25 protein-coding genes and 2 pseudogenes are annotated in these 25,243 nt (G+C 71.2%); 12 read left to right on the plus strand and 15 right to left on the minus strand.

Annotated elements, in window-relative coordinates; genetic code table 11:
* The first annotated feature begins 17 nt into the window (after positions 1 to 17).
* Complete coding sequence (locus tag N8J89_RS23630; RefSeq protein ID WP_283659183.1) at positions 18 to 791, plus strand: thymidine kinase; 774 nt, start codon at positions 18 to 20, stop codon at positions 789 to 791.
* A gap of 249 nt (positions 792 to 1,040) precedes the next feature.
* Positions 1,041 to 1,388 (plus strand): RNA polymerase-binding protein RbpA, encoded by a 348-nt coding sequence (locus tag N8J89_RS23635; RefSeq protein ID WP_185004641.1) that lies wholly within the window; start codon positions 1,041 to 1,043, stop codon positions 1,386 to 1,388.
* 89 nt (positions 1,389 to 1,477) lie between these two features.
* Here the strand turns inward: N8J89_RS23635 and N8J89_RS23640 are convergent, their stop codons facing one another.
* Positions 1,478 to 2,272, minus strand: a complete 795-nt coding sequence (locus N8J89_RS23640) for a polyprenol monophosphomannose synthase (RefSeq protein WP_283659184.1) — start codon at positions 2,270 to 2,272, stop codon at positions 1,478 to 1,480.
* A gap of 250 nt (positions 2,273 to 2,522) precedes the next feature.
* Between N8J89_RS23640 and N8J89_RS23645 the strand changes: the two genes are divergently transcribed.
* The gene (locus tag N8J89_RS23645; protein WP_283659185.1) at positions 2,523 to 3,305 is read left to right on the plus strand and encodes an arylamine N-acetyltransferase family protein; all 783 of its coding nucleotides are present in this window, start codon (positions 2,523 to 2,525) and stop codon (positions 3,303 to 3,305) included.
* 211 nt (positions 3,306 to 3,516) lie between these two features.
* On the opposite strand, the gene kal is transcribed toward N8J89_RS23645, so the two are convergent.
* Genes kal through kdd form a run of 5 tightly spaced genes read right to left on the minus strand, consistent with a single transcriptional unit; the run spans position 3,517 to position 8,918 of the window.
* Entirely contained in the window at positions 3,517 to 3,915 is a 399-nt protein-coding gene (gene kal, locus N8J89_RS23650) for a 3-aminobutyryl-CoA ammonia lyase (protein WP_252485994.1), read from the minus strand.
* Entirely contained in the window at positions 3,912 to 4,661 is a 750-nt protein-coding gene (gene kamE / locus N8J89_RS23655; protein WP_283659186.1) for a lysine 5,6-aminomutase subunit beta, read from the minus strand. Before kamE ends, kal begins: the two co-directional genes overlap by 4 nt.
* On the minus strand, positions 4,658 to 6,274 hold the full coding sequence (gene kamD, locus N8J89_RS23660; RefSeq protein WP_283659187.1) for a lysine 5,6-aminomutase subunit alpha: 1,617 nt from the start codon (positions 6,272 to 6,274) through the stop codon (positions 4,658 to 4,660). The genes kamE and kamD overlap by 4 nt, the downstream gene beginning before the upstream one ends.
* Positions 6,271 to 7,899 carry an amidohydrolase gene (locus N8J89_RS23665; protein WP_283666233.1) on the minus strand — a complete coding sequence of 543 codons (1,629 nt, stop codon included), beginning with the start codon at positions 7,897 to 7,899 and terminating at the stop codon, positions 6,271 to 6,273. The genes kamD and N8J89_RS23665 overlap by 4 nt, the downstream gene beginning before the upstream one ends.
* 5 nt (positions 7,900 to 7,904) lie before the next feature.
* Positions 7,905 to 8,918: an L-erythro-3,5-diaminohexanoate dehydrogenase gene (gene kdd / locus N8J89_RS23670; protein ID WP_283659188.1), complete on the minus strand. Its 1,014-nt coding sequence runs from the start codon at positions 8,916 to 8,918 to the stop codon at positions 7,905 to 7,907.
* A gap of 121 nt (positions 8,919 to 9,039) precedes the next feature.
* Between kdd and N8J89_RS23675 the strand changes: the two genes are divergently transcribed.
* Together N8J89_RS23675 and N8J89_RS23680 are read left to right on the plus strand one after the other, a co-directional pair.
* Positions 9,040 to 10,443: a KamA family radical SAM protein gene (locus N8J89_RS23675; RefSeq protein WP_283659189.1), complete on the plus strand. Its 1,404-nt coding sequence runs from the start codon at positions 9,040 to 9,042 to the stop codon at positions 10,441 to 10,443.
* 324 nt (positions 10,444 to 10,767) lie between these two features.
* On the plus strand, positions 10,768 to 10,941 hold the full coding sequence (locus tag N8J89_RS23680; RefSeq protein WP_283659190.1) for a hypothetical protein: 174 nt from the start codon (positions 10,768 to 10,770) through the stop codon (positions 10,939 to 10,941).
* A 160-nt stretch (positions 10,942 to 11,101) separates the two neighbouring features.
* Here N8J89_RS23680 and N8J89_RS23685 read toward each other — a convergent pair whose 3' ends face one another.
* Both N8J89_RS23685 and N8J89_RS23690 read right to left on the minus strand, forming a co-directional pair.
* Entirely contained in the window at positions 11,102 to 11,617 is a 516-nt protein-coding gene (locus tag N8J89_RS23685) for a hypothetical protein (RefSeq protein WP_283659191.1), read from the minus strand.
* Between the two features lie 23 nt (positions 11,618 to 11,640).
* Positions 11,641 to 13,704 (minus strand): PDR/VanB family oxidoreductase, encoded by a 2,064-nt coding sequence (locus tag N8J89_RS23690; RefSeq protein WP_283659192.1) that lies wholly within the window; start codon positions 13,702 to 13,704, stop codon positions 11,641 to 11,643.
* Here N8J89_RS23690 and N8J89_RS23695 point away from each other — a divergent pair.
* Both N8J89_RS23695 and N8J89_RS23700 read left to right on the plus strand, forming a co-directional pair.
* On the plus strand, positions 13,688 to 14,767 hold the full coding sequence (locus N8J89_RS23695) for a sensor histidine kinase (RefSeq protein ID WP_283659193.1): 1,080 nt from the start codon (positions 13,688 to 13,690) through the stop codon (positions 14,765 to 14,767). The two genes, N8J89_RS23690 and N8J89_RS23695, sit on opposite strands and share 17 nt — an antisense overlap.
* A complete protein-coding gene (locus N8J89_RS23700; protein ID WP_283659194.1) occupies positions 14,764 to 15,432 on the plus strand; it encodes a response regulator in 669 nt (222 codons plus the stop codon). Before N8J89_RS23695 ends, N8J89_RS23700 begins: the two co-directional genes overlap by 4 nt.
* Positions 15,433 to 15,608: 176 nt before the next feature.
* On the opposite strand, the gene N8J89_RS23705 is transcribed toward N8J89_RS23700, so the two are convergent.
* On the minus strand, positions 15,609 to 15,905 hold the full coding sequence (locus tag N8J89_RS23705; protein WP_283659195.1) for a cyclic nucleotide-binding domain-containing protein: 297 nt from the start codon (positions 15,903 to 15,905) through the stop codon (positions 15,609 to 15,611).
* A gap of 382 nt (positions 15,906 to 16,287) precedes the next feature.
* On the opposite strand from N8J89_RS23705, the gene N8J89_RS23710 reads away from it, so the two are divergent.
* From N8J89_RS23710 to N8J89_RS23720, 3 genes are all read left to right on the plus strand, one after another.
* Complete coding sequence (locus tag N8J89_RS23710) at positions 16,288 to 16,581, plus strand: hypothetical protein (RefSeq protein ID WP_283659196.1); 294 nt, start codon at positions 16,288 to 16,290, stop codon at positions 16,579 to 16,581.
* Between the two features lie 213 nt (positions 16,582 to 16,794).
* A complete protein-coding gene (locus N8J89_RS23715) occupies positions 16,795 to 17,520 on the plus strand; it encodes a DUF8189 domain-containing protein (RefSeq protein ID WP_502868498.1) in 726 nt (241 codons plus the stop codon).
* A 314-nt stretch (positions 17,521 to 17,834) separates the two neighbouring features.
* The gene (locus N8J89_RS23720) at positions 17,835 to 18,146 is read left to right on the plus strand and encodes a hypothetical protein (RefSeq protein ID WP_283659198.1); all 312 of its coding nucleotides are present in this window, start codon (positions 17,835 to 17,837) and stop codon (positions 18,144 to 18,146) included.
* Between the two features lie 619 nt (positions 18,147 to 18,765).
* On the opposite strand, the gene N8J89_RS23725 is transcribed toward N8J89_RS23720, so the two are convergent.
* The 3 genes and pseudogenes from N8J89_RS23725 to N8J89_RS41995 form a co-directional block, all read right to left on the minus strand.
* The gene (locus N8J89_RS23725) at positions 18,766 to 19,353 is read right to left on the minus strand and encodes a DEAD/DEAH box helicase (protein WP_283659199.1); all 588 of its coding nucleotides are present in this window, start codon (positions 19,351 to 19,353) and stop codon (positions 18,766 to 18,768) included.
* 213 nt (positions 19,354 to 19,566) lie between these two features.
* Positions 19,567 to 19,863 (minus strand): annotated as a pseudogene (locus N8J89_RS41990) (CRISPR-associated endonuclease Cas3''); the annotation flags it as partial.
* Positions 19,778 to 19,978, minus strand: coding sequence for a hypothetical protein (locus N8J89_RS41995; protein WP_502868324.1), 201 nt, complete (start codon positions 19,976 to 19,978; stop codon positions 19,778 to 19,780). The gene N8J89_RS41995 and the pseudogene N8J89_RS41990, both read right to left, overlap by 86 nt.
* On the opposite strand from N8J89_RS41995, the gene N8J89_RS23730 reads away from it, so the two are divergent.
* Entirely contained in the window at positions 19,934 to 20,137 is a 204-nt protein-coding gene (locus N8J89_RS23730; protein WP_283659200.1) for a hypothetical protein, read from the plus strand. The genes N8J89_RS41995 and N8J89_RS23730 overlap by 45 nt on opposite strands.
* A gap of 6 nt (positions 20,138 to 20,143) precedes the next feature.
* On the opposite strand, the pseudogene N8J89_RS23735 reads toward N8J89_RS23730, so the two are convergent.
* The 3 genes and pseudogenes from N8J89_RS23735 to N8J89_RS23745 form a co-directional block, all read right to left on the minus strand.
* Positions 20,144 to 20,338: pseudogene (locus tag N8J89_RS23735) on the minus strand (response regulator transcription factor); the annotation flags it as partial.
* 116 nt (positions 20,339 to 20,454) lie between these two features.
* Positions 20,455 to 21,618: a serine hydrolase domain-containing protein gene (locus N8J89_RS23740; RefSeq protein WP_283659201.1), complete on the minus strand. Its 1,164-nt coding sequence runs from the start codon at positions 21,616 to 21,618 to the stop codon at positions 20,455 to 20,457.
* Positions 21,619 to 21,678: 60 nt separating this feature from the next.
* Positions 21,679 to 24,699, minus strand: a complete 3,021-nt coding sequence (locus N8J89_RS23745) for an ATP-binding protein (protein WP_283659202.1) — start codon at positions 24,697 to 24,699, stop codon at positions 21,679 to 21,681.
* A 124-nt stretch (positions 24,700 to 24,823) separates the two neighbouring features.
* Between N8J89_RS23745 and N8J89_RS23750 the strand changes: the two genes are divergently transcribed.
* Positions 24,824 to 24,946 (plus strand): hypothetical protein, encoded by a 123-nt coding sequence (locus N8J89_RS23750; RefSeq protein WP_283659203.1) that lies wholly within the window; start codon positions 24,824 to 24,826, stop codon positions 24,944 to 24,946.
* Positions 24,947 to 25,243 lie beyond the last annotated feature (297 nt).

A 25,243-nucleotide genomic window follows, 5' to 3' on the forward strand; every position in this document is an offset into this window, starting at 1 on the left:
CGTTAGGGTCACGGCCCGTGGACGTACTAGCGGTAGCCAACCAACCGGACCCCACCGACGCCCTGTCCGCGGTGCCCGCGGCCGGAGCGCGGCGGGCCCTGCCCGTCTCGGGCCGGCTGCGGTTCTTCTACGGACCCATGGACTGCGGCAAGTCCACCCTTGCCCTGCAGATCGACCACAACCTGGCCCGGCAGGGCCGGGGCGGCCTGCTGCTTGTCCGGCACGACCGGTCGGGGCAGCCGCAGATCTCCAGCCGGATCGGGGTGACCCGGCACGCGGTGGAGGTGCACGAGGACACCGACCTGATCCTGCTGGTCCGGCAGTGCTGGGCCGAGGGCCGCCGGGTCGACTACGTGATCGTCGACGAGGCGCAGTTCCTGGCCGCCGCGCAGGTCGAACAGCTCGCCGAGCTGGCCGACGAGGTGCAGGTCGACGTGTACTGCTTCGGTATCGCCACCGACTTCCGCAGCGAGCTGTTCCCGGGCTCGCGGCGGCTGTTCGAGCTCGCCGACGAGCTGCAGGCGGTGCAGGTGGAGGTGCTGTGCTGGTGCGGGCTGCAAGGGCGGTTCAACGCCCGGATTCTGGGTAACCAGATAGTCCGTGCGGGTGACACGGTCTTCGTGGCGGACACGGTGGCCGACACGGACCCGCCAGCGCCGGATACGGACCGTGCACAGCGCGAGAGCGACCCTAGCGCTACGGTCCGTTATCAGGTGCTCTGCCGGCGGCACTTTCGTCTAGGTGAGCTTGGTCCCACCTCGACGCCGGTAGGCCAGCTCAGCCTGGCTTGATCTGCTCCAACACCCAAAACCTACCCCCAACTGGGTGAACTAGCCGTAGCATGCGCTGATAACGCGTCATGACGCTGCGGCGATGGCATCCCTATGGAGGACGTCCTCGTTGATAGGTGAAATAGGTCACCGAGGGCGACCAACTAGGCCAAACCGGGAACGACAACGACGCCCTCGTTGTTGCACTCTGTAAGCAGTACGCCGTGAGCTCAAGGCGGGCGGTCTTGAGCCGAGCGAAAGGACACCGTCATGGCCGACCGCGTTTTGCGTGGCAGCCGGCTCGGAGCTGTCAGCTACGAGACCGACCGTAACCACGACCTCGCACCGCGCCGGTCGGTGCGGTACGCCTGCCCGAAGGGGCACGAGTTCGACGTCCCGTTCGCCGACGACGCGGAACTCCCCTCGACCTGGGAGTGTCGTCTGCACGGGACCGAGTCGGAGATGATCGACGGCAGCCAGCCGGAGGCGAAGAAGGTCAAGCCGCCGCGCACCCACTGGGACATGCTGCTCGAGCGTCGCTCCATTCCCGAACTGGAGGAGCTGCTCACCGAGCGGCTCGAGGAGCTTCGGGGTCGCCGGAGCGCCACCTCCGCCTGACCCGCACCACCGCACCTCCCGCGCACAGGAAAAAAGCGAAGGCCGCCTGGTTCTCCCGCCCAGGCGGCCTTCGTGCGTCCACGGCAGGCTCAGCGCTTGCGGAAGACCTTCTTGACCTGGTCCACCCGGTGCTTGGCGCCCCACTGGGTCACCCGCCACAGCGCCTCGGTGACGATGTTGCCGCTCATCTTGGACACGCCGATGGCGCGCTCGGTGAAGGTGATCGGCACCTCGACCACGCGGTAGCCGCCGAGGATGGTGCGCCAGGCCAGGTCGACCTGGAAGCAGTAGCCCTGGGACTGCACGCCGTCCTGGATGATCTTGTCCAGCACCTCGCGGCGGAACGCCCGGTAGCCGCCGGTGATGTCGTTGAGCCGCACCCCGAGGGCGAGCTTGGAGTAGATGTTGCCGCCGCGGGAGAGGAACTGGCGGTGCCAGGGCCAGTTGACCACCTTGCCGCCGGTGACGTAACGCGAGCCCAGCACCAGATCGGAGTCGATCAGCGCGTTGAGCAGGCGGGGCAGGTCCTCCGGGGCGTGCGAGCCGTCGGCGTCCATCTCCACCACGGCCGCGTACTCCCGCTCCAGGGCCCACTTGAACCCGGCGATGTAGGCGGCGCCGAGGCCGGCCTTCTCGGTGCGGTGCATGACGTGGATGCGGCCGCGCTCGTCGCCGGCTGCCATCTGGTCGGCGACCTCGCCAGTGCCGTCCGGGCTGCCGTCGTCGACGACCAGGACGTGGGCCTCGGGCAACGTCGCGTGCAGCCTGCCCACGATGAGCTGGACGTTCTCCCGCTCGTTGTAGGTCGGGATCACCACCAGCACCGGGCTGGGCGGCCCGCTCGGGCTCGGGTTCTCCGCGTGGCTGTCGCGCTGGTCCGCCATCCGTGTCCTCCTACGCCGGCAGTGGGCGGCGCAAGTGCCACCACCGGTCGGTGTTCGTCCTACGTCGTCAGGGCGCCGGTGTGGTCGCGGCCATGATCCATTCGGGCCATCGACCGGGATACGCTAACCAGCGTAGTCGCAGACCGTAGCGGAGCCGGGACCAGCGGGCCCCGCGACCGGCACAACTGAGTCTTCCGGGTGACGAAGAACGCGTGGACCTCCACCGCGCCCGAGGTTGCAGACTCCCCTTGTGGACACCACGACCCGGCAGGCCTACCTCGCCCGCATCGGCGCCGAACACCCCGCCGCACCGACCGCCGCCGCCCTCGCTGACCTGCAACGACGCCACCTCCGCACGGTCCCCTTCGAGAACCTGGGCATCCACCTGCCCGGCACCCTGACCCTGGACCCGGCCGCACTGGCCGAGAAGATCATCACCCACCGCCGCGGCGGCTTCTGCTTCGAGCTCAACGGCCTGTTCGCCGAACTGCTGCGCGGTGTGGGCTTCCAGGTGACGCTGGCCGGCGCGCGGGTCTTCCACAACGCGGGCCTCGGCCCGCCGCAGGACCACCTGGCGCTGCTGGTGACTGACGAGGACGGCGTGGTCTGGCTCTCCGACGTCGGCTTCGGCCGCTTCGCGCTCTCCCCGCTGCGCTGGACCGCCCGCGAGCCGCAACAGGACGCGACCGGCACCTTCCGCCTGGTGGACACCCCCGACGGCGAGGTCGAGGTCTGGCACGGCGAGACGGGCGCCTACCGGGTCGACCCCAGGCCGCTGGCGCTGAGCGACTTCGAGCCGATGTGCTGGTGGCACCAGAGCTCCCCCAAGTCCCACTTCACCCGCAACCTGACCTGCTCCCTGCCGGTCGGCGACGGCGCGGACCGGGTCACGCTGTCCGGGCACACGCTGATCCGGACCGAGGGCGGAGCGCGGACCGAGCAGCGGATCGAGCGGTCGGAGCTGCTCGCGGCCTACCGGAAGTGGTTCGGCATCGAACTGGACCAGCTGCCCACCCAGCCGGCAGCGGGGTGATCAACTGACCCGCGCGGAGCGGAACTTCAGGCGCTCGGTGGCCTGGCCGCCCGCGTTGAGGCGGTAGGCGGCACTCGTAGCTGAACTCGCTCTCCGCGGCGGAGGCGGCGAGCGCCGCGGCCAGGCCGACGGCTCAGGTCGCACCCGGGTTCCCCGCCGCGGAGGCGTTGCCACCCGAACGGGCGGCAACGCGGGGTTCGCGGCGGGCGGGTCAGGTGGTGGGGATCGGCACCACCACGGTGCCGGTGGCCCTGGTGACCACCAGCGGCTCGGCGAGCACGTCGGCTGAGGACGGCCCCCGGTCCGGGTTGGCCCGGCAGGTCACCCTGGCCTCGAAGGCCACCGTGCGGGAGCGGTTGCCGATGCGGGTCAGCGTCGCGGTCACCTCCACCACGTCGCCGGCGTGCACCGGGGCCAGGAACTCCACGTTGCCGTACCCGGCGAACAGGCCCTCGTCGCCGTCGGTGCGGATGCACAGCTCAGTGGCCACGTCGCCGAAGAGGCCCAGGCTGTAGGCGCCGTCGACCAGGTTGCCGCCGTAGTGCGCGTGCGCGTAGGGCACGTAGCGGGAGTGGGTCACCGAGAAGCCTTCGACCAGGGAGTCGCTCACGCTGCTGTCACCTTTCGATCGGCCATGGCGTGGACCAGGAAGCTGGCCACCTCGCCGGGGGTGGTGCCGCGGCCGAAGACGCGGTCGACGCCGAGCTCGTCGGCCATCAGCGGGTCGAAGCGGGGGCCGCCGGCGACCAGCAGCGGGCGGCGTTCGCCCATGGCCTCGCGGAAGGCCGCGGACATCTCCTGGGTGTTGAGGATGTGCGCGTCCCGCTGGGTGACCACCTGGGAGACCAGCACCGCGTCCGCCTTCTCCGCGCGGGCCCGCTTGACCAGGTCCGGCACGGTGACCTGGGCGCCCAGGTTGATCACCCGCAGCTCCCGGTAGTACTCCAGGCCCTTCTCGCCGGCGAAGCCCTTGATGTTGAGGATGGCGTCGATGCCCACGGTGTGCGCGTCGGTGCCGATGCAGGCGCCGACCACCGTCAGCTTGCGGCGCAAGCGTTTCTTCACCGCCGCGTTCACATCGGCCGGACTCAGCAGCGGGTACTCGCGCTCCACCACCTGCACCGCGTCCAGGTCCACGATGTGCTGCACCGAGCCGTAGACCACCACGAAGGTGAAGTCGGCGCCGATGGCGTGGGAGTGCACCACCATCGCCGGGTCCATGCCCATCTTGTTCGCCAGCTGCTGCGCGGCGCCCTCGGCGCGCGGGCCGTGCGGCACAGGCAGGGTGAACGACATCTGCACCATGCCGTCGCCGGTGGTGTCGCCGTAGGGGCGCACGTGCCGCTTCTCGCTCATCGGTCACTCCCCTCGGTGCCCACGCTCGACCCTGCGAGCAGGTCTTCGTCCAGCAGGTCGCTCGCCGGGTTGACGTAACCCTCCGCCTTCTCGATCACGCCATCCGCGCCCTTGCCCCCGTCCGGCGGCCGTTTCATCAACCCGAAGGTGCCCTGGGCGATCGCGGTGAGCAGGCCGTCGTCCACGATGCGCGCCAACAGGTCCACCGCCTCGCCGAGCACCTGGTGCGCGCGCTTGACGATGAAGCCGTCCGGCGCGGGCCGGAAGTCCTCGGCCAGCTTCCCTGCCGCGCCCAGCACGTAGCGCACGTTGGCCAGCGCCAGGTCCCGGTCGGACAGCCACGGGGTGACCACGGCCTCGGTCATCATGCCCACCAACAGGATGCTCTGCCCGGTCAGCACCCCGGCCAGGTTGAAGAAGCCGTCCAGCAGGTGGCCGCGGAAGACGTCACCGGTCATGTGCTTGGTCGGCGGCATCCACTTCAGCGGCGCGTCCGGGAACAGCTCGCGGGCCAGCAGCGCGTGCGCGAGCTCCATCCGGAAGGAGTCCGGCAGCTCCGGGTTGATCTCGAAGGCGTGGCCCAGGCCGAGCAGCTCGTCGGGCAGGCCGGCCTCGTGCGCGAAGTGCTCGTTGAGCAGCTGGGACACCGTGACCGTGTGCGCGGCCTCCACCGCGTCGGCGGTGGTCAGGTAGTTGTCCTCGCCGGTGTTGATGATGATCCCGGCCCGCGCGTGCACCTGGCGGGAGAACCGTTGGTCCACAAAGGTTCTGATCGGGTTGATGTCCCGGAACAGGATGCCGTACATGCAGTCGTTGAGCATCATGTCCAGACGTTCCAGCCCGCCCAGCACCGCGATCTCGGGCATGCACAGGCCGGAGGCGTAGTTGGTCAGCCGCACGTAGCGGCCGACCTCCTTGCTCACCTCGTCCAGCGCGGCCCGCATGATGCGGAAGTTCTCCTGCGTGGCATAGGTTCCGGCGAAACCGTGATGGGTCGCGCCCTCGGGCACGTAGTCCAGGAGGGACTGTCCGGTGGAGCGGATCACCGCGATCACGTCGGCCCCGGCGCGGGCGGCGTTGCAGGCCTGCACCACGTCCTCGTCGATGTCGCCGGTGGCCACGATCAGGTAGATCCACGGCCGCTGCGCGGGATCGCCGATCTTGTCCACCAGCTTGGCGCGCTGGGCGCGGTTGCGGTCGATCCGCCGCATGCCCTTGGCCACGGCCACCCGCGCGGTCTTCGCCGCCCGCTCGGCGGCCTTGCCCTCGGGCACGGTGAACTCGACCTGACCGGCCGCGGTGGCCTCGGCCAGCTCGGTCAGGTCGGCGAACCCGTGCTGCTTGAGCGCGTGGAAGGCGGGCAGCACCGCGCCGTGGGCCAGGCCGCACTGCTCGCGGATGGTGTCCACCACCCGGTTCACCCAGGGCACGTCGCCCGCGCGGTGCGTGGTGTCCGCGCCGGTGATGCCGGCCAGGCGCAGGGTGGCCCGTTCCACCGCGACCGTGGTGTGCGCCTTGGCCAGGCGCACCACCGGTTTCGCGGCCTCGGCGGCCAGCCGCCGCGCCCGTGCGACGACCTCCGCGTCGAGGTCGAGCATGCTCTCCCGGCTCACCCGCGATCCTCCTCCATGTCGTAGATGGTGCGCCCGCGCAACACGGTGCGCAGGCAGCGCGGCAGACGCGCGCCCTCGTCGAGGCGGGGCAGCGCGGGCACCCTGGACCGCGGGTCGGTGGACCAGCGCTGCACCTTCTCATCCGGCGCGGCCACCACCAGCTCGTCGGCCTCCCACACCGCGTAGGTGGCGGGCGCGCCGGGCTGCAGGGTGCCGCTGAGCCCGTCCAGCACCCCGGCGGCCCGCCAGCCGCCGCGGGTGTGCGCGGTGAAGGCGGCCCTCGGCGAGATGCCCAGGCCCTCGGTGCGGTGGTACACGGCGGCCCGCACGCTCGCCCACGGGTCCACCGGGGTGACCGGCACGTCGGAGCCGAAGGCCAGCACCATGCCGGCCGCGGCCACCGTGGCGAACGGGTTGAGCCGCTCGCCACGCGGCAGGCCCAGGCGCTGGGCGTAGGCACGCTCGGTGCCGCCCCAGGCGTGGTCGAACAGCGGCTGCATGGAGGCGATCACGCCCCACCCGGCCAGCCGCGCGGCCTGCTCCGCGGTGACCATCTCCAGGTGTTCCAGCCGGTGGTGCCGGGCGGCCAGCGCGGGCGCGCCGACCACGGTCTCCGCCTTGGCGAAGCCGGCCACGACCTGGGCCACCGCGCGGTCGCCGATGACGTGGAAACCGCCCTGTACACCCGCCCTGGTGCAGGCGACCAGGTGGTCGGCGATGGCGTCGGCGTCCAGGTAGAGCGCCCCGGAGGTGCTGGGGTCGTCGGTGTAGGGCTCGCACAGCGCGGCGGTGCGGGAGCCGAGCGCGCCGTCGACGAACAGGTCCCCGGCCACCCCGGTCGCGCCGAGCTGCTTGGCGGTGGCCAGGCCGCCGGCCTCGCCCCAGTAGCCGAAGACCTCCGGCACGGTGCCGGTGGCGGAGAGTGCGAGCAGGTCGGCGAGGTCCTCGGGGCTGGAGATGTCCGGCCCGGCGCACTCGTGCACCGAGGCCACGCCGAGCCTGGCCGCGTGCCGCAGGAACAGCAGCTGGGCCTCGCGCCGCTGTTCGGTGCTCAGCGACTCCTTGGCCGCCCGGCGCACGTGGTGGTGCGCCGCGCGGGCCAGCGGACCCTGCTCGGACCAGCCGTCGGCCTCGCGGGCGGCCGGGGCCAGGTTGAGCAGCGCGGTGGAGACCAGCGCGGAGTGCACGTCGATCCGGGAGAGGTAGACCGGCGCGCCACCGGCGGCCTGGTCCAGCTCGGCGCGGGTCGGCGGGCGGCCCTCGGCCCAGTTGACCTCCTCCCAGCCGTGGCCCCAGATGACCACGCCCGGGTGCGCGGCGGCGTAGTCGCGGACCAGGTCGAGGCACTGGCCGAGGGTGCGGCAGCCGGTGAGGTCCAGGCCGCTGTACTGGAGCCCGGCGGAGGTGGCGTGCACGTGCGCGTCCACGAAGGCGGGCGCGACGAAGGCCCCGTCCAGGTCGACGACCTGGGCGTCCGGGTGCAGGGCGCGGCCGACCGAGTCCTGCCCGACCCAGACCACGGTGCCGTCGGCGACGGCCATGGCGGTGGCATCCGGCGCGGCCGGTGAGTGCACGCGGCCGTTCAACAGCAGCGTCGTGGTGGTGGCGGGGTTCGGGAGGTTCATGGTCGTCACACCGGCGAAGTCTGCCGTTCGCGGGCCTCGAACATCGCCCGGACCCCCGGCTCGGCGCGCAGCAGGTCCAGTGCGAACTCCGCGTGCCCCGGCACGTACCCGTTGCCGACCAGCATCTCCACGTCCGCGGCCAGGCCCTCCGCGCCCAGCGCGGCCGCGCTGAAGGAGGTGGCCATGGAGAAGAAGATCACCGTGCCGCCGTCCGCGGTGGCCAGGACCGCGCCGTGCTCGCAGCCGGGCACGTCCACGCAGACCACGGTCACGTCGACCTGCTCGCCGACCGCCGCACCCACCGCGACCGGGTTGCGGGCATCGGCGATGACCACCTCGTCGGCGATCCCGGCCACGCGCACCGCCTCGGCCTCGGCCTCGGTCGGCACCAGCGCGACCAGTCGGCCCGCTCCGGCGCGGCGGGCGGCGACCAGGGACAGCGAGCCGGACTTGCCGCCCCCGCCGAGCACGCACGCGGTGGCCGGGCGGCCGCGTTCGAGGTTCTTGCGCCGCACGATCCGGTCGGTCAGCGCGGGCGCGCCGCAGACGTCCAGCACGGACAGGGCCAGGTTCTCCGGCAGGTCCGGCGGCAGCACGGCGGCGATCGAGCGGCCGAACAGGATCGCGGTGCCCCGGCAGGGCACCTGCTCCCCCGCGCCGTCCCAGTCGGCGAGGCCGTCGGTGATGGTCAGCGGGGTCAGGCTCAGCGAGACCAGCGTGGCCACCCGGTCGCCTGCCCGCAGGCCCAGCGTGGACTCCGGGCCGACCTCGCGGACGGTGCCCATCAGCATGCCGCCGGAGCCGGTGACCGGGTTCTGCATCTTGCCGCGCTCGGCCACGATGGCCAGCACCGCGGCGCGCAGCTCGGCCGCGGTGGGGTGGGTCTCGCGCAGCTGGCGGTAGGAGGCGGCGTCCAGGTTCAGCCGCTCGACGTCGATGACCACCTCGTCCGCTCCCGGCATGGCCGAGGCGTCCAGCCGCCACGCCTGCTGCGGCAGCACCCCGGCGGGTTCGATCACGCGGTGCAGACCGTACGGCGACGAACCAACACGCTCCGTCACACCCACCTCCGAAAGATTTACGTCAGGCTTGCGCTCTGGCAGCATATCTTTACGTCTTCTTGAGGGCGAGGAGTAGTTTATGACTGCGGTTCACGACCTGGCGTCCGTCTCCGAGGCGCTGGAACACGCTGCTCGGCAGCCGTACACCTATGTCCGGAAGGAGCTGGTCGAGCCCGACTGGCGGCGCTTCCCAGGATGGCGCGAGGTGACCGAGGCGCAGTGGCGGGACGCGCAGTGGCAGCGGGTGAACTGCGTGAAGAACGCCAAGCAGCTGCGCAAGGTGATGGGCGAGCTGCTCACCGAGTCCTTCTACGAGGACCTGGACGCCGACCAGCAGCGGATGGCGACCATGTCGATGCTCATCCCGCCGCAGATGGTGAACACCATGGTCCCCGAGGGCGCGGCCGCGGGCGAGGAGTTCACCAAGGCGTTCCTGGCCGACCCGGTGCGCAACTACATGATGCCGGTGGCCAGCGACCGCCTGCTGGAGTGGACCAGCCACCCGCACTCGTCCCGGGACTCCCTGCACGAGGCGGAGATGTGGGTCGTGGAGGGGCTGACCCACCGCTACCCCACCAAGGTGCTCGCGGAGATGCTGTCCACCTGTCCGCAGTACTGTGGCCACTGCACCCGGATGGACCTGGTCGGCAACTCAACCCCGTTGGTGGACAAGCACAAACTGTCCCTCAAACCGGTCGACCGCCAGGACCAGATGATCGACTACCTCAAGCGCACCCCCGGTGTGCGCGACGTGGTGGTCAGCGGCGGCGACGTGGCCAACGTGCCGTGGCCGCAGCTGGAGTCGTTCCTGATGCGCCTGCTGGAGATCGCCACCGTGCGCGACATCCGCCTGGCCACCAAGGCCCTGGCCGGTCTCCCCCAGCACTGGCTCCAGCCCAAGGTCGTCGAGGGCCTGGAACGCGTGGCCCGCACCGCCCGCCGCCGCGGCGTCAACCTGGCCATCCACACCCACGTCAACCACGCCCAGTCCGTCACCCCCCTGGTCGCCGAAGCCGCCCGCACCGCCATGGAGGTCGGCATCCGCGACGTCCGCAACCAGGGCGTCCTCATGCGCGGCGTGAACGCGACCCCGGACGCGTTGCTGGACCTGTGTTTCGCGTTGCAGGGCGAGGCGAACATCCTGCCGTACTACTTCTACATGTGCGACATGATCCCCAACGCCGAGCACTGGCGGGTGGCGGTGTGGGAGGCGCAGGAGCTCCAGCACGCGATCATGGGGTATCTGCCGGGATATGCCACGCCGCGGATCGTGTGCGACGTGCCGTATGTCGGGAAGCGGTGGGTGCACCAGGTTTCGGAGTACGACCGGGAGCGCGGAATCTCTTACTGGACAAAGAACTACCGCACCGGGATCGAGCTTCAGGACCCCGAGGCGCTGGACCGTCGCTACCCGTACTACGACCCGATCCACACCCTGCCGGAGACGGGCCGGCAGTGGTGGAGCGAGCACCAGAACGACTGATCAACCGGGTCGTTTCGAGTCTCGCGCAGAGGCTCGAAACGACCCGTTCCGACCTGTTCTGCAACAGACCACTGAAACGCTCGTTTGCGCTGTTCAGGCCCCATAGCGACGCGATTGGTCCCGACGTTCCAGGACACACAGCGGACACAAGAATAGACCAATCTTCGAACCTACCCCGCACGCGCCGAAGGCAGGGCGGGAGGCAGACGGGTGGTCCGGGAGCACGCGGCCACGATTGTGGCGAGGGGAGGGGAGGCTGGGGTCGCGGCATGCGGCCCCAGAGCCCCCGTGCGGTCAGCTCGCTCGGCGCACCAGCGCCTCGCGGTGGAGCACAACGACGCTGTTCTCGCCGGTCTGGATCCAGCCCCGCGCGACGAACTCGGCGATTGCGTGGTTCACGCTGAGCAACGCATGCTGACAGTGGTCGCAGCGGTCACCGCGATCGCGGTCACTTCCCTCTGTCCGGTGCTGGAGCTGGGAAACGCATCGACCAGTTGACCCGGTCCGGTCCGGGCCGGAGGCCGGGTCGACGGTCAACCAGGTCCGGGACGTCTTCGGCACCGCGGCGCGGGGAGGGCGGCAACGGTCCTGCGGCCGACCTGCCACGACTGGGGCGCGTTCTGCTCACGCTGCTTGTCGTTCCGGCCCGTCAGCCAGCTCAGAACAGGTTCAGGCCGAAGCGGGTGGCCTGGACGCGGACCGGGCCGCGGCCGATCTCCTTGCCGTTCTGGTCGATTCGCCGTCCGGTGCCCTTGCTGGTCAGAGTGTCGCCGTCGACCCGGCCCTCGTGCATTGCCTGGACCTCGCCGTGGTACCTGTGGGGCAGGCCCTCGAGGTCGTCGGGCAGGACCTGCCACAGGGAGAACGCGAATGTGTTCGGTCCGGTCATCGTCCAGCGGCCGGCTGAGATGTGGATGCCTTCCGCGAACGAGGTGAAGATCCCGCCGGGAAAGAAGGTGAACACGGCGACCTCCACCTCGTCTGGTCTGCTGGCAGTGCCCCGCCAGGTGCCGATGAGCGGGCCCGTGAGCAGGCTCGATGGATCAGCCTCCGAGCGTGTGGGTCGCGCAGCGGCCGGCGTGGCGGCGCCGAGCGCGGCGCCCGCGGTCAGTGCCGTTGTCACGGCGGCGACGCCGGTGGCGCGGAGCAGGTGTCGGCGATCGAGATTGGTCATCCGCTGTCCTTGTCTGTGAGAGGTCAGGCGTCGAGCACGATGCGTTGGCCGCGGGCTCGGGAGACGCAGGGGTAGATGACGTCGGTGCGGTCCCGCTCGTGCGGCTGGAGCACGTGGTCGCGGTGGTCAGGGATGCCGGCGAGGACCGGAGTGACGCAGCTGCCGCAGAGCCCGTCGGTGCAGGAGGACGGCAGCGCTGGGTTGACCTCCTGGACGGCGGTCAGCAGGGTGCGGTCCGCGGACACGCGCACGGTGACCTTGCTGCGCCGCAGTTCGGCGTCGAACGGCTGGTCGGGTTGGGAGGCTGTCCGGGTGCTGGCGGCGAACCGCTCGATGTGGAGTGTCCCGTGTGGACATTCGCTGGGCATCGCGGCGGCAATGGCGTCGATCAGCCCTTCCGGTCCACAGCAGTAGACCGCGGCGCCGGGGGGTGCGGTGCGCAGCAGGGCGGCGAGATCCGGCCGGGGCTGGGTGTCCGCGGGTAGCAGCCGCACGTGGTCGGGATAGGTGGTGATGAGCATGTCGGCGAACGCCATCCGGCCGTGGGACCGGCCCCGGTAGATCAACCGCCAGGGTATTCCGGTGGTGGCGAGCCGATTGATCATCGGCAGGAACGGGGTGATGCCGATCCCGCCGGCGAGGAACAGGTATGCCGGGGCGTCGGTGAGCCGGAAGTTGTTGCGGGGCCCGCGGATCGCGAGCTGCGTGCCCACGCTCAGCTCGTGGAGTTCGGCGGAGCCGCCGCCGCCTCCGGGCTTGCGCAACACCGCGATCCGGTAGGTGTCCGGTTCGGCTGGATCGCCGGAGAGCGAGTACTGGCGGACTCGCCCGGAGGGCAGCACGACGTCGATGTGCGCGCCCGGCTCCCAGGCCGGCAGCCGGTCTTCGGCTGCCGGTTTCAGCAGGAGGGTGATCGTGTCCTCGGCGATCGGCTGCCGATCGGTGATGGTGACGCCGATCTCTGGTTGGGAAGCGAGCCGTCGCGCCGCCAGCTCCCGACGCCCCCACCGGGTGCGGCCCCACGGCTTGACCACCGACAGTACCGTCGCGGTCCACAGCAGCACGGCGAAGCCGCCTACGACGATGGCGAGCGCCACGCCGAGTGTGCCCGGCTTGCCTGCCGGGTCAGCGGTGCGTGCGACCAGTTCGGTGACCCAACGGCTCTCCACCGCCGCTGCGGCGGGGATGCTCAGCGAGATCACGAACTTCACCAGCACCCACCAGTGTTTGACCAGCCCCCAGGGCGTGCCGAGCGCGACCACAAGACCCGTGATGATCGTCAGCACCACGCTGGGGATCACGATCGTGAGGTCGAAGATGTGGAAGATCTCGTAGGCGCCGTGCCGCAGCGCGTGCGTCTCGGCCAACAGCCCGGTGAGGGCAAGGGTGACCATTCCCAGGGACAGGCCGAGCCAGCCGACGCTGATGCCGACGTGCAGCGTGAGCCAGACCTTCCTGGCAACGGGCGACAGCTGCGGGAACCGCGGCCGCAGCCCGACCAGGATCAGCACCGATAGCAACATCCCGAGGTTCGGCAGCGGATTCGGGAAGGCGAAGAGGAACTGCATCGGGACGAACGCGAGGTGGAACACGACAAGCAACCGCCTGGCGCCCGCCCGAGGCAGCGCGATGGCACAGCCGACGGACACCGCGACCGCCATCGCGTAACCGGCCACGCCCATCATCCGGATGGCCGGAAGAACCGCGCCCTCACCGGGGAACAGGACCAGCGCGGTGGCCGCGGAGAACACCGCGAAGCCGATCTGCCAAGTCCGCGGCCGTGCGTGCGGGGCCACCGTCAGCGAGGACGTTCTCAGTCGTGCGGTCATGTGCCAAGCGTGGCGACGACCACCGTCCCGCCACGTCGGCGCAATGTCGAGAACCAGACGCCGATGGATGTAGTTCCGCGCCGGGCGGGTACAACTTTCCATGGATGCCCGGCCGGGCGTCGGGGGATAGGTTGATCTCATGGGGCTGTTGGACCGGCACATCGCCGGGTTCACCACGCGCGCTGGCCGGTGGGTCGACGGTGTGGTGGCCGTCGGATGCGCAGTGGGCACGACGCCGCCCGTGGTCGCAGGGTCCATCTACCGCTACCTGGACTGGCTGCCACCGCTGTGGGTCTGGCTCCCGGCCGCGGTGCTCCTGGGTGCCGCGGCGTGGTGGCGGCGACGCTGGCCGCTGTGGTTCGCGGTCATCGCACTGGTGAGCTGGGTGGTGCTGTCCGGGATCGTCGCGGTCGTGGTCGCGCAGTACACCGTGGCCGAGCGCCACCGCTCCTGGCGGATCACCATGGTGATCACGCTGGCCACACTCGTGATCGTCGGGTTGCCGATCTGGTGGCTCGGCGGGCTCGACGCCAGCCTGCCGATGAGCGGGGTCGTCTGCGTGGCCCCTGCGCTGCTGGGACTGTACGTCGGCACCCGCCGCGAGCTGATCGCCGAGATGCGTGAGCGCGCTGAGCGCGCGGAACGGGACCAGGACCTGCGGATCAGGCAGGCGCGCAGCGAGGAACGCAACCAGATCGCCCGCGACATGCACGATGTCGTCACCCACCGGGTGTCGCTCATGGTGCTGCACGCCACCGCACTCGAAGCCAACAACGGCCGCGATGCCACCACCTTCGCCGAGCAGATCGGAACGATCGGGCGGGAGGCACTCGACGAGCTGCGTTCGCTGGTCGAGGTGCTGCGGGTCGGCGGCGGGCCGGGCAACGAGGCGCCGCTCGTCCCGCAACCGGGCCTGGCCGACTTCGCCGCTCTGGTGGACCGGTCCCGTGAACTCGGCATGCCGATCACCCTGGAGCTGATCGACGACACGGGAACCAAACCGCCCGCGCTGGTGGAGCACGCGCTGTACCGGGTCGCGCAGGAAGCGCTCACCAACGTGCGCAAGCACGCGGGCAACGCCGAGACCCACGTCCAGGTGCGGCGAGAGCCGGACGGGCTGTGCCTCACCGTGGTGAACCGCGCCGGCACGGGCGCTGGGGCGCGTCAGCTCCCCGGCGGTGGGCACGGCCTGCTCGGCATCGCCGAACGGATCAGGCTCGTCGGCGGTGAACTGACCACACAGGCCACGCCGGACGGCGGGTTCCGGGTCGAGGCCACTGTGCCACTCGCCACGCCAGCAGCCACGGACCAGGCCCGATGATCCGCGTCCTCATCGCCGACGACGAATGGATGGTGCGCGCCATGGTGCGCACCATCCTCGACGTAGCGGACGACATCACCGTCATCGGTGAGGCCGCCGACGGAGCCGAAGCGGTGAGCCTGGCCCGGTCGACCCGGCCGGACGTGGTCCTGATGGACATCCGCATGCCCCGCGCGGACGGGCTCGCCGCCACCCGGCAGCTCCAGCAGCTGCCCGCACCACCCAAGGTGGTCGTACTGACCACCTTCGACCTCGACGAGTACGTGCAGACCGCACTGGGCAGTGGAGCCGTCGGCTTCCTCCTCAAAGACGCCACCGCAACCGACATGCTCACCGCCGTCCGCAGCGCCGCAGCCGGCGACGCCATGCTGTCCCCGAAGATCACGCGCCGACTGCTCGCCCGGTTCGCCGCCCCCGACCCTGGCACCGGCCGCAAGGCCAACGCCGCCCGCCAGCTTCAGGTGCTGACGAACAAGGAACGCGAAGTGCTCGTCGCGATCGCCCGCGGCATGGCCAACACCGACATCGCCACCCACCTCCACCTGAGCGAGGCCACCGTGAAGACCCACGTCAGCCGGATCCTCAGCAAACTCACCCTGACCAACCGCGTGCAGGCCGCCATCCTCGCCCACCACGCCGGCCTGGCCGATGACGGCCTCGCCTGAGCGAGCAGGCTGTAGCCGAACTTGGGGTTGCTGCGCCAGTTCCCCTGCCCGTTCGGACCTTCGGGCCTCACGGGTAGAGCCGATCAAGCCGATCAGATCAGCCAGCTCGGCCTGGCTCAGATGGTGTGTGAGTGCGATCGACTCCCCCTGCCACACACCGAAACGGTGCGACAACCTCAGCAACAGCGCCGCGAGCCGACCTTCGCGTCCAGCTGCGCGCGCTCGACCCCGCGTTGCTCGGCCACCCGCAAAGTCGTCGCAGCGGTCATCGCGACCGCGGTCACTTCCCTCCGGCTGGTGCTGAAGCTGAGAAACGCATCGACCAATTGACCCGGTCCCAGCACGGCGAGCTGGCGGCACCGGCGGGCACGGTCCGCGCGGCCGATCTTCACCATGCCGGCACCGAGCACGTGGACCCGATCGCCCAGGTCGCCTTCGGAGCAGACCTGTTGTCCCGGCTCGAAGGTCTCCACACGCCTCTCCCGCAGCACCGCCTGCTCACCCGGAGACCGCGCCTGGGTGTCCTTGCCGTCACTGTGCATCCTGTCCCTGGCGCGCCAGGGCCACCGCAGTCGCGCTCCCCTGCCGCGTCCCGTGCGGCCGCCAGGGGTTTCAGAACCTTCACCGAAACCGTGGCATCTCCTGGAGAGGAGATCCTGCTGCGCGCGTCAACCGGTTGACTCACCGGATGCGCGATGAGGTTGTCCGAGTGCGTGTCCGTGACAGCGACCCCAGACACACGGCAAGGTAACGCGGTCAGTCCACTGTGGACGGGCGTCCAGGTCCGCCATCGACGCCGACACCCGCCGACGCGTTCCAACTGCTCGGTGCGGATCCACCGACGACCAACATGGTGTGTGCGGGCCGGATACCGGCTACGGCGAGGCGGCGCACCTGCACGACCACAGCGACCACGTGATCGCCGCCCGGCTGGCCGTCGAGGCCGTGCGCAGGCTGACCGCGCCCACGCACCTGGTGACCTACCGCGGCTACAACACCCAGTGCAGCCCGGTGAACCTGGACATCGCGCAGCACAAGCACAACGCGAGCAGTTCCTGGAGTACGCCCAGCACGACCAGCAGATCACCGACGCGGCCAGGTACCGCGTCTGGCCGCAACGCCTGTACCACCGGCACTGGGGTGGGGTGAAATTGGCCGGGATCGGCACCGGCGGCGGCCCCAGGCCTTCGCCGTGCAGAACGGCAGGCTGCGCACCTGGTGGCAGGACGGCGAATCCTGGCGGGGACCGGCGGGCCTGGGTGACCCCCGGCCCGCTCGCGCCCGGGGTGTAGGTGTGCCGCGACGCCGACGGCAGGCCGCAGGTGTTCGCGCTGCGCCTGGACATTCGACCGGAACGTCACCCTGGCCCAGTCCCGCGATGGCTGGACCGACCTCGGCGGCGCACCGGGCCAGCCGGTCGCGGTCCGGGCCGTGGACGGGCGGCTGCTGGCGTTCGCGCGGAACGACGACGGCGGGGTCAGCACCACCGCGCAAACCGTGCCCGGCGGCGATTTCGACCGCTGGCAGGACCTCGGCGGCGGCCCCGGCGTGCAGGACGGCGTGTCCGCCAGCACTGATCCGGAGGGCCGCGTCGAGGTCTTCGCCTTCGCGGTGGAAGCCGGGTTTGGGGTGCTCAAGCGCTGGCGCCGAACGGAACCCGGCGCCGCCCTCCGGCTGGATCCGGATTTCACTGCCCTGGAACCTGCGGGCCCACCCACCGCCACCGGCGGCCACGTCGTCTACCGCCTGGCCGACGGCAACGCGAGCAAGATCGGCCACACCTGGCGGACCCGTTCCGGCGCCTGGGTTTCGGAGGTGGTCGAGGGCCACGGCGGCGTCGGTCCGATCGCCGCGGCCGGGAACGTCCTGTACGCCACCAACCGCGGCGGCGTGTCCGCCGCTCGCCTGGGCGAGTGGGCCTGGACCGACCTCGGCGGCCTGGTCGTGCACCGGCCCGCAGTGGTGGTCGACCCGAGCGGCCGCACCCACGCCCTGGCGCTCTCCGCAGACGGGGAACTGACGCACTGGTACCCACTCGGTGGTCCCGGACGCCGCCGCCCCGGCCGAAGAAGTGGTCGAACCCTTTGACGCGCGACATCTTCAGGTACCCTGCTGACCCGATGGCGCCTCGCCAACTACAGCACGTAGGCCAGTCCACGCCGACCCCGCATCGGACCGTTTCGCAGCCCTTGTGCTATTGCCGCAGCTGAGCCGCTACTCTTTGCGACGCGACAAACTTCGATCGAGTGCATATCGCGCGGGAGTCATTCCAACGAGTTAATTCCGTCCTCTTTGTCGCGCTGATCCTTGGTAACTTTCCTCCGCACCGGACCGGCCACGCCTCCATCCAGTGGTCGACCTTTGGATGCAAGTCCGTGAAACCAGTCTGAAAGGGAATCATCGTGCGGAAGATCCGCAGCGCCGGTATCACCCTCATGGCGGCGGCGGCCGCTCTGGCCTCTGCCGGCACGGCGACGGCCGCCACCCCTGGCCTCGACGACACCGGCAGCCTGCTCAACAACGTGAGCGTGCTGCCCGTCCAGCTGTGCAACAGCCACATCGACGTCATCGGCCTCACCGTCCCCATCGGGACCGAGTACCAGACCGACGAGTGCATCAACGCTCCGGTCGGCAACGACGAGCAGGTCCTGAGCAGCCTCGACACCACCGTTGTCCAGGACCCCGAGAAGCTCGCGGACCAGCTGGGCAAGTGACCGCGTGACGGGAATCGCCGAGCCTGATGGCGGCATTCCCGCATGAGGTGGTTGTGCGACTCACCGAATTGCTCGGGCACCAGCACATGGTGCCCGAGCAATTCGTCGTGTCTGGACCGGGCGGAAATGGCGGCCCAGGTGGCTCCAACTGTCCGAGCACCTGGCCGAGGATGAACTCCGCCGTGTCCTCCGCAGGCTCGACGAACTGCCCGCTGGGCACGATCGCAGAGCTGTACTCGGCGCGGCAGCACGGCGAGCTCGACCGCATCAGCCCGGCCACCGCGCCGAACATCGTGGCCAGCGTGACGGCTGGGGACGTGAGCCAGGTGCTGGGCCTCAAGGGCCCGATGTCGGTGATCACCTCCGGCACGAAATCCGCGGCGCTGGTCGAGGGCTGCACCCGCAATCTGCTCGAACAGGGACCGCGCGGACGTGGTGCTGGTGGTCACTGCGGACGAGGGCGGCGCGGGCGCACGCGCCCAGGTGCTCGGGGCGGTGCCGCCGTGCACATCCTGATCGCCGGTGGCGGCGTCGGTGACCTGTGCCTGGCCCAGGGCCAGCGCCGGGCCGGGATCAGCTGCACGGTGTGCGAACGGCACCAGGGCATCGCGTGGATCGGCTACCTGCTGCACATGAACGCCGACGGCAGCCGGGGCGGCTTCGGCAGGGCTTGGACTTCGTCGAGCACCAGCACGGCGTTGCTCAGCCGGTGCAGCTTGCGCATCCGAGAGGGTTTGCGGGCGAACAGGGAGTCGAACAACTGCACGGTGGTGGTCACCACGAACGGGGCGTCCCAGTTCTCCGCAACCAGCTTGGCCCACCGCTCGCCCGCATCGGCCTGTTCGGCCGTCAGTTCCTTGCCGTTCTTCTCGAAGGACACCGAGGAGTGGTGCTCCAGCACGACCGGGTCGTCCTCGTCGTCGAGCAGGGATCGGTAGACCGCCGCGTTCTGCTCGGTGACCGTCATGAAGGGCACCGCGACGATCACCCGGGACTTGCCGTGCCGGGCCGCATGGTGCAGGGCGAAGGCCCCGCCGGCGAGGGTCTTGCCCGAACCGGTGGGAGCAGCCATCCGGTAGACACCCGGTTTCCCTTGTGCTGCCGTGACTGCGGCGTCGTAGCGCTCGGCGCGCACCCCTGCCACCGGCGAGGCGGCCTGGCCCGCGATCATCGCCGCGCGGTTGCGCTCGAAGCGCTCCAGCAGCACCTTCCAGTCCGCTGACGAAGCGATCTGCGGGCCGCCCAGACCGCGCCGGTGTCGAGATGATCGGCATCGAATAGCGCGGAGAACACCATCCGGAAGCCCATCTCCAGCAACAGCTCCGCACCAGGGGCCAACCACGGCTAGGGGATCAGGAACGGGCCGCTGAGGACCTTGGCTGCTTCGGGCACCTCGGCGAGGAACCGCCGTGTGGTCGGGTTCATCCGGCTGCTCGGCCCGCTCAACCTTGTCCTGGATAGTGGTGCGGTCGCGGAGGCCACCGTGGTGCCCCAGCACCGCCGTCGCACACACGTCCGCGGTCTGGGCCAGCAGCCGGGCACCGAGTTCCTTATGGTCGATGCCCACCGGCCTGGACGTGCCGGCCACCAAAGCCAGCTTGGCCTGCCACGTCCGCCCAGCCTTGCCCGCGTCATGGAACAGCCCCAGCGCGTAGGCCAGGTCGCCGGCGGGAACGCAAATGCGCGCGGATCGCCCGCGAGGAGTACGCCTTGTCACCGCGCACCCGCTCCGGCCGGGTGCGCGGCCGGCCGCCGGCTGGAGACCGGATGCGCAGGTGCCTCATCAGGTGCGGGAACAGCGGCGCGTCACCAGCCTGCCCGGCACTGACCAAGACAACCAGCCCCCGGCCGTTGCCATCGACAAGGTGGTGGATCTCGCCCGCGCGCACCTCGTCGCGGGTTGCGACCGCCGCCGGATGGCGCCGGCGACCACCCTGGAGGACGTCCTGGACGTGTTCACTAAGTACCACGTCGAGGTCGAGCTGCGCTGAGCCGGATCACTGGCCGCCCGGGGTGATCAGGCCGGTTTCGTAGGCCAGGACCACCAACTGGGCGCGGTCCCTGGCGTGCAGTGTGGTCAGCAGCCGGCTGACGTGGGTGCGGGGGGTGGCTGGGCTGATGTGCAGCAGGGCGGCGATCTCGTCGTTGGAGCAGCCCGCGCCCACGGTGGCCGGCACGTCGCGTTCCCGCTCAAGTCAGCTATGTGGATATGGAGGTCACCACCGGAAGCCGCTGAACAGGCACCAGGTGGCGAACCCGGTGGCCACGGCGGCGCCTGCGCGGCAGCACCCCGCAGGCGCCGCCGCGCTCAGCCCTCCAACCGCAGCCCACCGGCGCCGAACTCGGCCGCCAGCAACCGGTCGAAGATCGGGAACCCGGAGTAGTCGTTGGCCACGTGCGCGGTCACCAGGTGGCTGCCGTCCACGGTCCCCATGGCCAGGGTCATCGTCCCCGTGCTCGCCCCGCTGGACCCCCGCAGCACCACCCCGTTGGCCAGGCGCAGCTCGTACACGCCCAGCCCGTACCGGGTGTCGGCCAGCCAGTGCGCACCCGTCGTCGGCACCGTCGTCCACATGTCCGCGTGCTGCGCCGCAGGCAGCAGGTCCCCGGTGATCATGGCACGCAGGAACGAGGTCACATCGTCCAAAGTGGACACGACATCGCCCGCGCCGAAGGCCCAGGAGTTGCTGCACTCGGTGGTGTCCAGGGGCGGCAGGGCGGGGTCCTCCATCTTGGTCTGCCAGTTGTCCGGGGTGACCTCCTCCGGCTGCACGCCCTCGCGCAGGAAGACCTTGGAGAACAGGCGGGGGTGGCGGCCCCGGTAGCCGGTTTCGCAGCGGTCCCTGGCGAAGGTGCCTGCCAAGCCCAGAGGCCGGACCACTGCTCTGTCCACTTCGGACTCGAAGGTGTTACCGGTGACCTGTTCGACGATGGCGGCGGCGAAGTTGAAGCCGCCGTTGGAGTAGAAGAAGCGTTCGCCTGGCCGGCCGACCGGGGGTTCGGACAGGGCGACGCGCAGCACGTCCTGGCGTTCCCAGGCGTCGAAGCGGTGCTTCAGGAAACCGCTGCGGATGTTGACCCGGCGCTGGAACTTCTTGGCCATGCCGGTGGCGAACAGGCCGCTGGTGTTGGCCAGCAGCTGGCGGATGGTGATCTTGGTGGCGTCGTAGGGGCTGTCGTCCATCGAACCGGGCAGCCAGTGCTCGACGGTGTCCTCCAGGGTCAGCCTGCCCTCGGCGGCCAGGGTGAGCACGGTGGCGGCGGTGAAGCCCTTGGCGATGCTGCCCACGTTGAGCTGTTCGCCGGGCACCCGGCGGGCCCCGGTGAGCGGGTCGGCCAAGCCCGCCGAACCGAACCACACGCCGTCGCCGTCCTGGATGCGCACCGCGAGGCTGGGCGCGCCGGCCTCGGTCACCGCCCAGTCCAGGATCTCGCGCACCTTCGGGCGGCCGGAGCTGTGGAAGTCGTTCATGTCACTGCCTTTCGAGCTCGGGTGTCCGGCACACCGTGCTCCGCGGCGATGACAGCGGGCTTATACCGCGCTGACAGGGTCGGCCAGGCGTGTCAGCGCGGACTCCGCGCTCAGCTCCGCGCCGAGCTGAAAGGCCTGGTGGTAGGCGGTTTCGCCGAGTCCGGCGGTGAGCTGGGCGATGAGCGAGCGGAGCTCGGGGTCGCCGTGGTCGAAGCTGCCGCGCAGGGCCTGGCTCAGGCCCAGGGCGGTGGCCGCGCCGGGGTGGTCGCCCTCCTGGTGCCGCAGCCGGGCCAGCAACTGGGCGGCGGTGGCGGGTTCGCCGTTGGCCACGGCGGCGGCCAGCGCGGCCGGGAGCAGGGCGCGGGCGGGGCCGCCCTCGCTCAGCCGGAGCGCGAGCCGGGCGGGCGCCAGCAACCGGTCGGCTTCCGGGAGGCACAGCTGCTCGGCCAGGCCGGCCAGCCGGGCCAGCGCCTGGCGGGAGCGGTCGAACTCCCCCGCGCGGCGGTGCAGTTCGGCGCGGCCGCGCCAGAGTTCCAGCGCGGTGTGCCGCAGGCCGCGGATCTCGGTCAGCTCTTCGGCGGTGTCCAGTTCGCGGGCCGCGCCGGGCAGGTCGCCCGCGCGCAGGCGCAGGGTGGCCAGCAGCACCAGGAAAGGCACGTCGTGCTGGGACTCCGCGCCTGCGGCCAGTTCGATCGCCCGGGCCGCGTCCGCGATCGCGGTGGGGTGATCACCGCGCAGGCTGTGCGCCTGTGCGCCCAGGGCCAGGGCAACCGCGGTCCACAGCCGGTCGCCGGTGGCGGCGAAGCGCTCCGCCGCGTCCGGTTCGGCGGCCAGCAGGGCCAGCACGGCGGCGGCCCAGGGGTCTGGTTGCGCGCGGCGGTGCAGGGTTTCGGCCAGGTCGGTCAGGCCGAGGCGGTGCGCGATGGGCTGGGTGACGGTGAACAGCAGCGGGTAGCGCTCGTGCGCACCGGTGCGCAGGCAGTCCTCGATCAGGGCCCGCACCAGGGCCGGGTCGGTGCTGGGGCTGTGCGCGCCGATCAGCGCGTCCAGCGCGGCCAGGGCGGCGCGGGTCTCGGCGGGCAGGGCCGCGCCCAGGGTGAGCGCCTCGGCGAGGAAGGACTCGGTGCGGGCGTCGTAGCGGAAGGCGTACCAGTACCAGTGCAGCAGCCCGAACAGCTGGGCCACGGCGGGGGCGTCCCGGCTGTTCAGGGCCGAGCGCAGGGCGAAGACCAGGTTGCCGTACTCAGCGGTGACCAGCGGCAGCGAACCAGCCTGCGCCGCGGTGCGGACCAGGGGTTCGTGCTCGGCGGCCAGTGCGGCGTAGTGGGCGGTGAACCGGGCCCGGATCCGCGCCCGCTCCGCCTCGGTGAGCTCCTCGGCGGCGAAGGCGCGGATGCTCTCCAGCATGCGGTAGCCCGAACCGGTGCGCTCCACCAGCGAGCGGTCCACCAGCGCGTCCAGCAGGTAGGCCGACGCGCCCTCGGCGCAGACCGCCTCCACCGCCTCCGCCCCGGCCGCGGCGGGGAAGAAGGACAGCCGCCGGGCCAGCGCCCGTTCCGCCTCGGTGAGCAGTTCCCAGCTCCACTCGATCACCGCGCGCAGTGTGCGCTGGCGGGGCAGCGCCGCCCGGTTCCCGGTGGTCAGCAGGCGGAAGCGGTCATCCAGCCTGCGTGCGATCTGGCCGATGTCCATCGAGCGCAACCGGGCCGCGGCCAGCTCCAGCGCCAGCGGCAGCCCGTCCAGCTGCCGCACCACCTGCAGCACATCGTCCACAGTGGACTCATCGAGTGCGAAGCCCGGCCGGACCGCGGCCGCGCGGTCCAGGAACAGCCGCACCGCGGGCGATTCGGCCGAGCCCTCCGGAGGCAGGGCCAGCGGCCCGAGGCGGCACAGCGCTTCGCCGATGATCTCCAGCGGTTCCCGGCTGGTGGCCAGCACGGTCAGCCGGGGCCGGGCCTCCAGCAGCGCGCGGACCACCTCGGCGGCCCCGGCGGCCAGGTGTTCACAGTTGTCCAGCACCAGCACGGCGTCCCCGGTGCCGAGCAGTGCGGCCACCCGGGCAAGTGGATCACCTGAGCCGCCGGAGCGGTCGCCTGCGCTGAGCGCGCCCAGGATGGCGGTGGCGATCCCGGCCGGGTGCTCCACCGCGGCCAGCGGCACCAGCCACAGCCGCCCGTCCCGGTGCGCCCGGTGCCGCGCGGCCGCCGCCACCGCCAGACTGGTCTTGCCGACGCCGCCGGGCCCGGTGACGGTCACCAGCCGCGCGGAGTCCAGCAGACCCGCCAGCAGCGCCAGTTCTCCTTCTCTGCCAACGAAAGAGGTCAGCCGCGCGGGCAGCCGTCCCGGGGCGGGGCCGGTGCGGTCCAGCTCGCCGCGCAGCACCGCGAGCTGGACGCCGCGCAGTTCGGCCGAGGGGTCGACGCCCAGGTCCTCGGCCAGCCTGCCGCGGGCCTGCTCGTAGACGGCCAGCGCCTCGGACTGGCGGCCCGCCGCGGCCAGCGCCCGCATCCGCAGCCCGATCAGCCGCTCCCGCAACGGACGCGCGGCGCAGGCCGCCTCCAGATCGGCCAGCAGTTCGCCGGACCGGCCGAGCCGCAGCTCCGCCTCGAACCGGTCCTCGGCCGCCCCGGCGCGCAGTTCGGCCAGCCGCGCCCCGGCGGCCTCGGCGAACACCGCGTCCACATCGGCGAACGCGGTGCCCTGCCAGAGTTCCAGGGCTTCCGCGAGCGTGCCCGCGGCCCGCGCCGGATCCTTGAGCTCCCGCCTGCCCTGGGCGGCCAGCTGCTCGAACCGGTGCGCGTCCACGATGTGGGCGGGCAGCGCCAGCCGGTACCCCGCGGGCAGCGATTCAACCGCACCGGCGGGCAGCGCGCGCCGCAGCCGGTGCACCAAGGCGTGCAGGGTGTTGGGCACCCCGTCCGCGCCCCAGATGTCGGCCAGCAGCACCTCGGCGGGCACCACCCGCCCCGCCGAGAGCGCGAGCCGGGCCAGCAGCGCGCGCAACCGGGCCCCGGCCAGCTCCACCGGGACCCCGTCCGCGCCGAAGGCCCGCACCGGACCCAGCACCTCCACCCGCAGCACCCCGCCGACGTTACCTCCCTGCCGCCAGGAGCTGTTCCGGCGCCACCCGCGCCCCGTCCCCGCGCACCAGCCCGGCGACCTCCGCCGCCCGCGGCGCGCAGGGAAGCGCCATCCCGAGCGCGGCATGCTGATGCTGGCCGGTCCCGGCTGGGCGGCGGTGGAGCTGCCCGAACAGGCCCGGCGGGTGCACCAGCTGCGCGAGGCGGTGCGGATCATCGACGGCGCGGTCAGCAGGCGCTGGGGCTGATTGGGCTAGCCGTGATCGCCCTTGACTCAATGCGCACTCCCATTTGCGCATTGAGCGGCACGAATTTCCCAGAACAAGATTTCTGACCTCAACGCCCGACCACCGACAGCACTCGAAACTCGGCAGTCTTGCGATTCTGGGCCGAGGGCATGATCACCCGTCCCCGTCTCGACGAGTGCGGTGGCTTCGGAACGTTGCGGATGACTCCCTCTGGAACAAGCGAAGCCGGAACGGTGGCAATGCGCACTCGGTCTGCAGTTGAGCGCGACACCCAGCGCTATCCTCGGTGCAGCCAGC

Source organism: Crossiella sp. CA-258035 (genome assembly GCF_030064675.1).
In the GTDB taxonomy this organism is placed as follows: domain Bacteria; phylum Actinomycetota; class Actinomycetes; order Mycobacteriales; family Pseudonocardiaceae; genus Crossiella.